This is a genomic window from Marinifilum caeruleilacunae (assembly GCF_013141825.1).
Classification (GTDB): Bacteria; Bacteroidota; Bacteroidia; order Bacteroidales; family Marinifilaceae; genus Marinifilum; species Marinifilum caeruleilacunae.
The window spans coordinates 1-12,377 of the sequence record NZ_RZNH01000014.1; the positions used below are offsets into that span (position 1 = coordinate 1).

Sequence of the window (12,377 nt, forward strand, 5' to 3'; positions counted from 1 at the left end):
AGCAAAAAAATCTCTAAAAACCTCGCTACTACTACTGTTTTTCAATAACTTACACTCTTAACTTAATGACATTGGGCGCGAGCTTGTAGCTCGTGTCCTGTGAATACAGAAAAACAATCCAAACTCAAGCTACACCCTCTCTCATTACTGCTACACGTGACTTGTGGCGTTAAAAAGCGCAAACCTATTCCCATAAAATCATGTGACATATTTGCAAGTTCTGCTTCGCAGAGTCCGATCCCGATAGCTATCTGGGAGCAAACTCGAACTGGCGGGCAGTGCAAACTCGCGCCATCAGGTGCCGCACTCAAAAGATTCACTAAGTAGCCATTAGTCCAGTTCTTATGTCGATTAAATTTTATTTTATCGATAGTTGATCAAAATACCTTAAACACAATCGCAACTCTTTAGCTCTTTGTAGTAAATTCCGCTCCAATTCGTCTTTTACATTGAACTTTGAAAAGTACTGATCGTTTGAGTGCAATTCGTCTTTACTCACCCTAGGTAATACAAGTCTGTTTAAGTGTTTTAAATGAAGTGTTTTAAATTCATCTTCGTAATCTGGCATTTTGTCATTTAATAACTTAAATACAATCACCTCTAGATGTTCTTCTATGTTTTCATAAGAGATCGAAACGACTTTTTCATCGCGTCTATACTCAACATCATAAAAAGCATTCCCATTTATTGTTTCATTCACTTTAATAAAAGCAAACTCCAATTCAAGAAAGGAATAAAACATTCCTACGATTTTCAAATATTGATTTCCTTTTATCATGGTTTTATAATTTTAAATGCGTTTGGATGTAGTTTTAAATAATTGTTAATCATCTTTCGTTCCATCTGATAGAATATACTTGGAGTTCCCCGTGTTGGATCGAATCCAATATCCATTATTGGCTTCCCACTTCTCATTTGTTGCAACAACCATCTACGATTATACTGCATCATTTGACTGGTTATTTGGTGTGGAGATCCTGAAAAATGTGGCATATTATTCAAAATAGTAGAACCAGGACTCCTTGCAGCAGCTACGCTCACACGCTTCATTCCTTCACCAATTATTGTTTGACCTCCCTTGGCAGTACTCCTAGCCAACAAAGATCTACCCGTACCCAAAATAGAGGCAGCCCCTTCTATTCCACCTGTAGCCACAAACAACAAACCATGAATTGTGGCCTGAGTTACAGGGTGGTTTATAAAATCAGCATGAGCTCCATGAATTAAGGCACCCATGATTTGCTCCTGTCCTTGTGCGCTAAATCCACTACCTTCTGACAATAATTTTCCCAATAATTCAGGGTCATTCAGAATTTTCTGCTTTACATTTATTGCGCCATCCAGTGAGGTTACTCCGTAGTTTTGGAAAGCATTAAAATAATATCCTTCCCCAAGTTGGATACTTACATTTGCCCCAATATTGGAATAAGTATTATCGTCAACCTCAATCGTTTCATCACTGCCATCCCGATAGGTATAATGATTGTTACCATCTTCATCAATGTATCGATACCAATCCATCCCAGTCGGGTCAATATTATTGATCGGATTATTCCCGAAGAGGCTATATGGCGATTCGCTATAATAACCTTCCAGATGTGGATCAGGTGTTGTGGTTCGTACAATTGTACCATCATACATTCGCGCATGAAAATCCAACCACTCCGTCTCCTCCTGCAACTCTTTTCCATTAAAGAGGTATTTGTTTGTCGAAGCTTGGTTTAGGTTCATACATAAACCAAATGGATAATAATCAACAGACTGTACTGGTCTCGATTGATTCTCCAGGAAAGCCACACGGGTATTGCCCAGGTGGTCTTTCAAATGGTACTCGTAGCTGCCACCGTTTTCTGTGTGATTCACTACAAACCTTCCCTCATCGTGCAATATATATTTCAAAGAGCTTCCTTCATACACAAAGTTAGAGATATAATACAGCTTTCTGTTGTTGATGCTGTTCTTTATTTTCAGCCCTCCTGCCGAGTATTCATACCTTACTGAATTAGAGCCTATACTCATGCTTTTAGGAAGATTCAATTGATTGTATGCCAAACTTCTAATGCCCTGATTGCTGTTGGCAGTCATATTACCATTATAATCGTAGCTAAATTCGTTGACAGCCGGGGCAGTTCTTCCGTTCTCGCCCAGTGCCATTAGCTGGTTGCCCTGGTAACGGTAACGAAATTGGTCCTTTACTCCTGTACCCGAATTGTTTCGTTTCAAGTGCAGAATATTTCCATTCAAATCGTAGCTTATTCCATTGGCATTTCCTCCAAGATCATATTTTGTACTGTTGCTCCACGAAGAAGTTTTCTCCTCATAGTCGGCAGTTTTCAGGCGGTTAAGGGCATCGTAAATAAAACCATAGGCTTTTAAATTGCTGTAATTGCCCGATACACTGTTTTTCGATTTCCAAAGCATGGCGGCTATGTTTCCATTATATTGCACCCTATTGCTCACATTGCGAAGTTCGGAGCTATTGTTGTACAACAACTTCATGGCGAACAATTTGTTGCCAATTTGGTAAGGGTCGTTAATGTGGGTGAGCCACCCACGAATATTGTAACGGTAACTACAGGTCTGCTGTCCATTGTGATAGCTTTTGCTTTGTAACTGCCCCAACTCATTATAGGTTATGCCTAAGGTTTTCGTTCGGGCTTTGTTAATGGCCCCGCTCATGCTTAGGTATACCTGTGTAAGCCTACCTGCATGGTCGTAGTACAGCTCCTTATCAATTCTTTGTGGTCGACTCAGCTTTGGTGAGTTATGCACTTGTACACATCGCGTTAGTTTACCTGTAAAATCGTAGCGATTCGAAATGCAATCCTCAAAAGTAGAAGTCCGACCCAATTCAACCAGGCTTAAGCGTTGAAGACTTTGTATCATCTGCTGTTTCTGATCGTAGTAATAACTTGTTGTTAGCCAGCTGCCTTCTTCGGCTCCCAGAATTTTTTCTTTGTGAGTGCTAACCTGCCCTTTTATCGAAGTCATTCTATTGGAACCCGAAATGTTTTGCCCTGCATCAAAACCTATGGCCTCGCTTCCATACCTATCGTACCAGGTATAAGTATGTGCCCTTCGGCCCGATGGCACATAATTCAGGCTGTTGCCAACAGATGTTTGCAAGTTCAAAAACGACGCATTGGTTCTGATACTGCCAGTTTCAACTGGTTGGTTAAAATCGTTGTACAGCGTATACATCCATTCTTTTGTTGATTGATGGCGCTGGTTCCCATCCTGGCTTAAAACCAAACGATCTCTCTTATCGTAAAGCATGTAGATCCAATCGGCTCCCGGTAGTTTTTTATGAGTCATGCGCCTGCATTTATCGTATTTGTACTGGTAAGCAAATTGATTTAGCAATGCCTGACTGATTACAGGAATCCTGGCGATTACTTCATTCCTCCTGCCATATTGACGATTCGGTAAACCCATTGTGATGAGCGTATGATATCGAAGTGACCATCCACGATCTACCCTAATACCAGGATTAGGCATCCTGCCAGGGTAGGTAGTCGATAGCGCAATATTGTAGGAAAAATCACCCGATCCCGCCAAAGAAGGATTGAAGCTGTAGGAATCAGCTCTTCCCCCAACTAGACCTGGGAAGGGATTGTTGAAATCGGGAGTCCCAATCCCAATTAAACGCGCTGCTGTACCGCCATGAATAGAAACAAATCCATTCTGAACTGACAGGTGAATCGGAACACCAGTTGCAACATCCATACTTTTTAGATAGTAAAAATCAGGTGGTAGTATTCCCTCTCCTATTTTCCCAGTGGCGGATAGTGAAAAATCTCCTAAAGAATTATACACCACTGTATTGATATCGATTTCTATGCTAAGACTGTTGCGATTAATGGTATATCGTACATATCCTACAATTCTTTCCGGAACATGAGGGAAATGCCTGCCAAGTAACAAACCATTGTTCAGGTAATGCATTTCGAGAAAAAAGGTTCCTGTATAACTTGCATAGATTTGTCGGTATTGAGCTGTGGCTATGAGCTGAGGTGGCAACACATAACGAAGCTGTCCAAAATCATCATACACGTAATAGGTATCAACTACATCGGGCATATTGCCAGCATCTGGACCATCTTCAACATAACTCCGTTTAAGGATGATTTTCCCTTCTTTATCAGTAAATTCTTCAGTGGTATGTAGATTTCCTGAGTTCCAGTTTTCATCTTTTAATATGCTTTTATGCAAGCTGTTGGCCTGGTAAAATCCTTCCACTTCCAGGTCATCCCCTTCCATTCTGAACAAAAGAACTTCCATATCTTGATTGAAATCATAATCCATTCTTTGTTTGTGGTTCCCACTTACTTGCCAGGCCGCCCCTGGAGCTCCCTGTGCAAATACACGGTTCAGAGGCGAGGCATCGAACTGAGTTTCGGCATAGGCATATTGCTTTTCACCTCCATAAATAGCCCATTTATTCGGGTCTAATTTGGATGCCACATAGGCTCCTGCATTTGAATGTCTCAAAGCATATGGCAGGAATTTCTTCTTTTCACGCCCTAACTCATCATAGTCAAAAGGCTGAACAAGATCAAAACCATTAGGCGTCGCACCGATCTCTATGTTTTGATCAACTCGCCCCAGGCCATCAAAATATTTAAGGCTGTGCAGGGTTTTGCCGCTTAAACCACTGGTAGTTTGCGGCCTGGAAATTTTAATGTAATTTTTCGATTGTGTTTGTGCAAAACTTAAACATGAAACTAGCAGAAAACACAGTGGCATTATAGTTCGTATAGTGTATTTCATTTGTTTTTAATTTTTGGGGTTAAAATCAATAATTCGAGCTTGATCAATCATTCTCATCTTGGTAATGGTATTCATATTCCTCCACCACTTCCTTGTCATGATTTTTAATCCGTTTCAAACGTCCAAAGTCATCATATTCGTAGTAGTTTATCATACCTGCAATATCCGCTTCGGATATCATTCCAATTGCAGGATCAAAGACATAGGTTTTGATGGCTACACCCCTTAAGCGACTATCGGAACGCAGGAGCCTGTTGAGACGTTTCCACAAGTCATTTTGTGTATAGCTTTCCAATGTTCCTATGCGGCTATACACGTGTTGCAAATCACCTCCTGTTAATTGTCGACAAACGGCATTCACCCCATTTTCCAGATCTTGTGAAGATATTCCATCGGCCACAACCACGGCATATTGGTGGTTGTATGCCCACATGAAAGAAGAAAGAGGTCCAGATTTAGGTTCGTATTCCAACACATTACCGTAGGAGTCGTAACGCTTATAGTTATGCTGGTTTTCATACAAATCCGAATACAAAAAATTGACATAGGGTAGCGTATTTAATGAATAAGATAATCGTCTTACCGGTCGAGACATTGGTTCAGCCAGAAGCAGTTGTTTTGTAGAAAGTGGTTTGAAATGACCAGCTGTTGTTTTTGTATAAAGGTGCAGTTCAGAATCAACAATTTTCTCATCTTTGAAGCGGGTGATTTCCACGGGGAAGTCGTACATCTTCCTATCAACCATCTCTTTTAAAACACGGGCATTCCCTTGGTAACTACTAAGGTTTGGGTATGACTTTAAACAATAATCTATGGGGTATCTGTATTCTATACTACTGCTTTCTCCATCGCTGCAAATGGTTGATTCTTTTCTTACATTTTTATCCTCTCCATAAGTGTAAATCAATTTTGTACTTAAGGCAGGAATTGTAGATGATTTCTGATAATAGGTTTTACTTTTTGAACCTGGCAAGTAGGAATGCATTAAATGATGGTAAGCCACCCGGATATCTGCATAATCACCACCATTACTGCAAATGGCAATTGATTTCTTAGAAATACTTCTGACATCCCGGATATTAAATCCTCTAACTCGCTGGTATTGGTTCTCCTCTTTGTAAACCGGGTAAGAATTGGCATCAAATAATGTTTTTCGCAAAAGTTTACCTCTTTCCTGTAACCTGGAATTAAAGGGAATTAAGGGTGAATACTGCGTATTGTAAAGGGTATTAGCCTTATTGTCGGGATTGCTATGGTAATCGGAATATTCATAAAGGGTATAACTTCCATCTGCCTGCACTTCTGCAACCTGCGAATAACTGATGTATTTGCCAATACTGCTTGACGAAAGTGGAATAACCGGATTGTTATTCTTATTATAGTATTGAAAAGCTTTGCCACTAATCAACCTACCCGTGAAACTATAGTTGTAACGCGGTTTTACATTTAGAATACCACTCGATACCCCACCACTCATTCCCGGCTCGTAATCTTTCACATAGTAATATCGCTTGTAATGTTCATTCCCCAAACCATCAACATGTGTGATTTTCCTTATCCTTAAACCGCCTGCAATACCATTTTCTAATGACAATCCTGTACGCTCATCATTCACATAGGCACCATAACTGTTTTGTTCAAATTCAAATTTTGTCATTCCTCCTGTTGGGTATTGAATCTCTTTTATGATTCCATAGAAAACCTTAGAAGTCGGTCTACGCTGGTACAAAAAATTCAACTGATTAATCGATGGAAACAGAACTCCATTGTTAAATCCCCAATGGTCTGTTATGGTTGAAATATAGTCGGGAAGCAAGCCCTTATCCCGATACCTAAAGGTATGCACTTTGCCCCTGGCATTCTGATGGCTCCCCTTTTCAATCAGGCTTTGCAAAAAAAGGTGCTCATTTAAATTGGTGTTATAAGCAAAATCGAAAGATTTGAGGAGCTCGTTGTTATCCGTTCTTTTGATCTCAACACGGTCCAGTTTTAACCATGCCAGCCGGTCAAAATCTCTGCTCCACTGATCTATATAAGGGCTTTCAACAATATCAAGAATGCTATTATTGCGTGTATCAATAAGCCCGGGACCATTGAACAGTCGATTGTAATCGTCCCTACTGTATATTTCACGTTCAATTCTTGATTTCTGAAATTCAATCTTCAATGACTTTGCAGGAAAATCAATATGATCAAGATAGACAGGTGAGCTAAACTTTCCTGTAATTCCAGATCGAATTCCCCAGGATGAACAGGATGAACTTAAGAAGGAACCACCTCCATCTGCTCCTTGATTCGAATCGTAAGCAAATTTATACAAATGAGCTACAAAAGGACCGCGCTCATAGTTCAGGTGAATGAGCTCACTACCATCTGCCGATTCTATTTTAATTAGATACCATGTATTCGCAATACATAGTTCACCAGCTCGTTTAGGTAACGTTTCGATATTATCGGAATATTCAATAGCATCTGCTCCTCCAAAAGTATATTTCGTACCCTTGCCATCGGTGATTTCAAATGCTTCAAATGTTTTGGACAAATATGCATAACTGCCATTGGTATATCCGGTATTGTGAACAATGGTATTGATAAACTCTCCATTAAAGCAAACCGAAAAATTTTCATCACTTTTCACCACCCAATCGCCTTCACAATTCATGTAGAACTTGCCTGTTTTTCCCATAAAATTAAATTGGAACTCATCCGGTGCAGAATCATATGCGTGAGTATATTCATTAGGATTACTCAGTTTTGTAAGGTTTGCCCAATCAGATTGATTCAAATCGCCATGGCGATAATAAAAGCCACGCTTCCTAAAATTTAAAGCATCGGTTTCATCTGGCTGATCATTCACTATTCGTGTAATGGAACCTCCTGCAAACAATGACCATCCTTCACCAAGCCAACCCGGAGGAATATTGGGACGAACCCCTGCGCTATGGTAAGATAAATAAACATTTAGCCCAATGTTTTTGCCCTGAATAGCATACAAAGGAAGAGAAATGTTTGGAATTCCTTTATTTAAGGATACCGGGATATCACCATAGACGTCCAAATCGGCGATATTGGGACTAGGAATACTTTTAATTTGTGATTTTACAGGTAAAATGAATAAGACCAATAGAACTAATAGGCCAATTGTACTGGTAACAGCTCTATAGAATTTAGCATAGTTTTTCATCATATCACATTAATTTTTGGAACTCTTGGGGAATAGTTGTAGAAACAGCACATAATATGGATCATGTAACTTTCGAAGTCTTACAATTTGATCCATTAAGAGAGATTCGCTCGAGATTATACCTGAACAATCATCACAGGCAAACACAATTCCTTGTTAGAGTGAAGTAGCTTCATCTCGTAGCATTTAGTATCAAAGTTTGGAGGAGTGTGATATTTTCGGTTAGTAAACACCCAGTCACCGGATTGATTTCCAATCAGTTTAAAAATTACTTTATTGAATTCCTAGCGATATCGACAAACGCATACTCAGCATCGATAATCGGGCATTGAGCATCGATTTAGCAGATTTGGAAATGAGAATTTTTGGGTAAACAGCTTATGCTATAACAGAAAAAACCCACTTACATTTTTGTGTAAGTGGGTTGGGTTTTAAGTCTATATATTTTTTCAGTCGCAAGTCAAATGCTTGCAGCACATGCTATATTACAATTGTTGGCTATTGCGGCGATACCTCCTCTTTCTTTCCCAAACAGATGTATTCGTAGGATTCCAGTACATATCGTTTAATGAAAATGACAATGAGAATGGTAAGTGGGATACCGATAAGTAAACCTGGTGTTCCCAAAGTGTAGCCCCAAACACTTAGTGCCAATACCATGATTACCGGGTTTAAGCCAATATTTTTTTCCATGATAAATGGATTTAGCAGCAGTTCTTCTATAATGCTGGCTACAATAAATGTGGCAATTACAATTCCATAATAAAATAGAAAGCCATGCTCATTTTCTATGGATAAAACCAGGCAGGACAAGGCAATGGGAATAAGGCTAAGATACTGAAGATATGGAATGTAAGACAAGATGATAATGAGCAGTGTGAACATGATGATGCCCGGCAAATTTAGAATGGAAAATACCAAAATATAGAGCAGGGAAAGGATCAGCACAATTTTTGTTCTGAGCTTGAAGTAGATGAAAAAGCTGCGGTTAAAATCGTCGAGTACCATCTGAAATTTCGACTCGATTTTGTTTTTAAAATATCTGGCCTTCAGCGAAATAAAGTAATCGAAATTGAATAGTATCAGTACAAAATAAAGCAGGGAGGAATACAGAATATACAAAAAGCCAAAACTTTCAGAATCATCCTTCTCCTCTACCTCCGAATCGGTCTGAAATACAGAAGTGATTTTACCAAAAGCCGATGAAATGGTTTCTGTATCCAAATTGTCGCCTAATTTTGCTTTCAATGTATCAACCTGTGCTTCGAAATCCATTTCCAGGTTTTCCGATTGGTAAATTTCGCCAACATAAGTTTTCACTTTCTGCTCAATGCTTTCCAACTCGCTCTTGTTATCGGAAATTAACACATGGAAACTCTGATTGACCCTCTTAAAATCTTTGTTGACATAGCCTGCAAAAAACACAAGCGACAGAACAAAGATGCCCATGATCCCGGCCAGGAAAAGAAAAGATGCCAATTCGCGGCTCTTAACAAGCTTCTGTATTTTTTCTATGGCTGGCAAACAAGCAAATGCCAGGAGCAAACCAATGACAAATGGCAAAAAATAACCGTACAAATAGAAAAAAGCTATGGCCGATAGTACAACAAAAGCCGTAAGAATAATTTCGTGTTTGTATTTACTAAGCATAGTGGTTTTAATTGGTTAAAAGTTCTAGATAGCATTCAGCTTCAAGCCTCAAGCTACAAGCCTCCCATCTGCTGGCCAAAGTTTCTGACTTGTGTCTTGCAGACAGCATCTAAATATTTGCAAAAAATGATTTTAAAGGTAGAGATAAAAATTTATTATCATCATTAGAGAGTGAATATTGTACTTTTTTTTGTGGAAAGGGGTATGATGCTTTTTAACTGCAAGAAAAAAGCCACAAGTCACAGACTTGCGGCAGTGCAGATTATCCTCAAAAGTCGCTGTCCGGCATTCTTAAAATTGTGATTTTATTCGAAGAAAGGCTTTAGTAAGACCGATAGCTATCGGGACGGGAAGCTGATCCCGATAATTATCGGGAGAAGATCACCCGGCCGCACTTAAGCATTTCAAGAATCAAATTGCAATTTTCAGTTCGCCTTGGGTTTTTTGCTTACTTTTTGGGCTTAAGCCAAAAAGTAAGAGCCCCTCCGGCTAGAGGAGAAATAAATAGCATTCAGTGTTTAACTATTTTATTTACGACTGCAACATACGAGTCATAGACTTGCGGCATTTGCTTCGAATTCTTTATAAGATTTAATTATCTCTTTCTCCAGATGGTCATTTCGGCTACCGTGTGCTGGTACTTGCGCGATGTTTCGCGGATGACAAAAGGCACATCGATTGGATCTTCCAGCAGTTCAAACTGATCGGACAAGAGATCTTTAAGTCCTTGCAGTGTGGAATAGGGTTCTCCATCTTTTCTGAATCCTCCAATCCATTTTTCTGCTTCGGTAAACTCTTCCAGCCAGGTGTAAGGCGATGTCAAAACCAGCAATCCATTCCTGTTGATTCGCGTGGAGATATCAGCCAGAAATTTCTTCGGATCGTACAAGCGGTCAATCAGGTTGCCTGCAAATACAAGGTCGTAGCCAGTAAAGAGTGCTTTCAGGTTACAAGCATCGGCCTGGAAAAATTCGACTTTCTCGCGGTAGGCATCCAATCCAAAATCGCTCAATTTACATTCCTGGTAGGAATTGAGTTGTCCCTCTTCCTGTCGCAGGTAGTTGAGTTTTCCGGTTTCTTTCAGCTCGGTTCCAATGCGAATAAAGCGGGCCGAGAAATCGAGACCTGTAACCTGTTTAAAATGCTTTGCCAATTCGAAAGTCATGCGGCCAGTTGCGCATCCTAAATCTAATGCTTTGCTTTCATCAAAGCCTTTTAAATGCTTCTCTATCAAACCAATACAAGAAAGGGCGTAATTTTCCACCCCAAAGTACTTTTCGCCATACTGAAATTCGCAATATTGCGATACCAGTTCATCGGTTTCGTAGTAATCCGATTTGATCTCTACCTCCTCGTCCGACTCGATGTACCTAAATCCTGCATGTTGGAAAAAATGACGGCGAAATGCGTAACGCGAATCACGAATGGCCAGGTTGCCTGTAGATATCCACGAACCTCCTTTAATCAGGTTGTGCTTGGCATCGAAAGTTGGGGTCGAAAAATCGTCGTAGAATGGGTGAACTTCAAATCCATCCAATCCGGAAATTGGCATTTCGGTCCACTGCCAGACATTTCCAACTACATCGTAAAATCCGGCAGATTCGAATCGATCTACAGGACAAGAGGATGCAAAGTGCTCCAGGTTAATATTTCCTGGCGCCTTTTCCCAATCGGGTTGGTCCGGGATGTTTACGCTATCGTACAAACGGTAATATTCTGCTTCGCTAGGCATGCGCAATTTTTTCCCGCTTTGCGCGGATTTCCAATTACAAAATGCTTTCGCCTCCAGGTAATTGACTTCAACCGGCCAGTTCCAGGGCATGTCTATCTCCTCGCTCACCAGGCGAAGCTTCCAGTTTTCACCATCTTTCAGCCAAAAGAAAGGAAAGCTACACTTTTTGTATTGTACCCAGTTCCATCCCTCTTCGGTCCACCATTCTGGGTTTTCATAAGCACGATCGTCTACAAAAGCTTTAAACTCTTGATTTGAAACTAAATACTTTGAGGCATTAAAAGAATTGATTTCAGTTTTGAAGCTTCCAAATTCGTTGTCCCAACCGTAGAGCGCAGCTTCTCTTTCTTTTCCAATTTTCACCCTGCCCGATGCTACACTTATCAATTCATTTTCGGGTGCCACGCCACTCTCTTTGCATGTTTCAAAAAGGTCGATATTTTGCACCTGATCGATGGGCAACTGCCTGATCAGCACCGAGGAAGTCTCGATGTGAATGCGCTGATGCTCAATACCCATGAGCAACACCCAAAATTGAGAATCCCAATCGATGGGCATTTGAATGGGCAGTTCCTGAATCAGCTTTTCAATGACTTGCTTTACCTGCTTTCGATATTCCTTTACTTCGACCAGCTTTGGCCAGTCGTAATGCTGTTCGTTCAAATCGTCCCAGGACATCTCATCAACACCCACCGCAAACATCGACTCCAGTTTCGGATTGATTCTTTGCTTAAGAATGCCGGCCAATATCAACTTATTGATAAAGAAAGTTGCAGTATGCCCGATGTAAAAAATCAGTGGGTGACGAAGTGGATCGGCACGCATGTAAAATGCTTCCTCTGTTTTCAGACAATCGTATAAACGATCGTCGAGCTCCCAGGTAGACTGGAAGTAGGACAAAATTTCCGCTCTTTTCTCTTCGGGTGTACCCTCATTCAAAATGGGCGATTTGGTATGTAGAATATTCTGGTATTCTGCTATTTTTGTTGCATTGTTCATCATTTTCGGTTTCAAAGTTTCATTTGAAGGTAACCAAAAATG

Annotated in this window: 5 protein-coding genes; all 5 read right to left on the reverse strand. The window is 40.3% G+C overall.

Annotation, left to right across the window (positions count from 1 at the left end):
* Window positions 1-358: 358 nt before the first annotated feature.
* The 5 genes from ELS83_RS09870 to ovoA all read right to left on the reverse strand — a co-directional run bounded on the left by ELS83_RS09870 (window position 359) and on the right by ovoA (window position 12,335).
* On the reverse strand, window positions 359-778 hold the full coding sequence (locus ELS83_RS09870) for a hypothetical protein (RefSeq protein WP_171595404.1): 420 nt from the start codon (window positions 776-778) through the stop codon (window positions 359-361).
* Complete coding sequence (locus ELS83_RS09875; protein WP_171595405.1) at window positions 775-4,770, reverse strand: DUF6443 domain-containing protein; 3,996 nt, start codon at window positions 4,768-4,770, stop codon at window positions 775-777. Before ELS83_RS09875 ends, ELS83_RS09870 begins: the two co-directional genes overlap by 4 nt.
* A gap of 43 nt (window positions 4,771-4,813) precedes the next feature.
* Entirely contained in the window at window positions 4,814-7,957 is a 3,144-nt protein-coding gene (locus ELS83_RS09880; RefSeq protein WP_171595406.1) for a hypothetical protein, read from the reverse strand.
* 495 nt (window positions 7,958-8,452) lie between these two features.
* Window positions 8,453-9,604, reverse strand: a complete 1,152-nt coding sequence (locus tag ELS83_RS09885) for an AI-2E family transporter (RefSeq protein ID WP_171595407.1) — start codon at window positions 9,602-9,604, stop codon at window positions 8,453-8,455.
* A 595-nt stretch (window positions 9,605-10,199) separates the two neighbouring features.
* On the reverse strand, window positions 10,200-12,335 hold the full coding sequence (gene ovoA / locus ELS83_RS09890; RefSeq protein ID WP_171595408.1) for a 5-histidylcysteine sulfoxide synthase: 2,136 nt from the start codon (window positions 12,333-12,335) through the stop codon (window positions 10,200-10,202).
* Window positions 12,336-12,377 lie beyond the last annotated feature (42 nt).

Excerpts from the sequence above, each read along its gene's own strand:
- ELS83_RS09870 (WP_171595404.1), bottom strand. The coding sequence starts at position 778 with ATGATAAAAGGAAATCAATATTTGAAAATCGTAGGAATGTTTTATTCC.
- ELS83_RS09875 (WP_171595405.1), bottom strand. The coding sequence starts at position 4,770 with ATGAAATACACTATACGAACTATAATGCCACTGTGTTTTCTGCTAGTT.
- ELS83_RS09880 (WP_171595406.1), bottom strand. The coding sequence starts at position 7,957 with ATGATGAAAAACTATGCTAAATTCTATAGAGCTGTTACCAGTACAATT.
- ELS83_RS09885 (WP_171595407.1), bottom strand. The coding sequence starts at position 9,604 with ATGCTTAGTAAATACAAACACGAAATTATTCTTACGGCTTTTGTTGTA.
- ovoA (WP_171595408.1), bottom strand. The coding sequence starts at position 12,335 with ATGAACAATGCAACAAAAATAGCAGAATACCAGAATATTCTACATACC.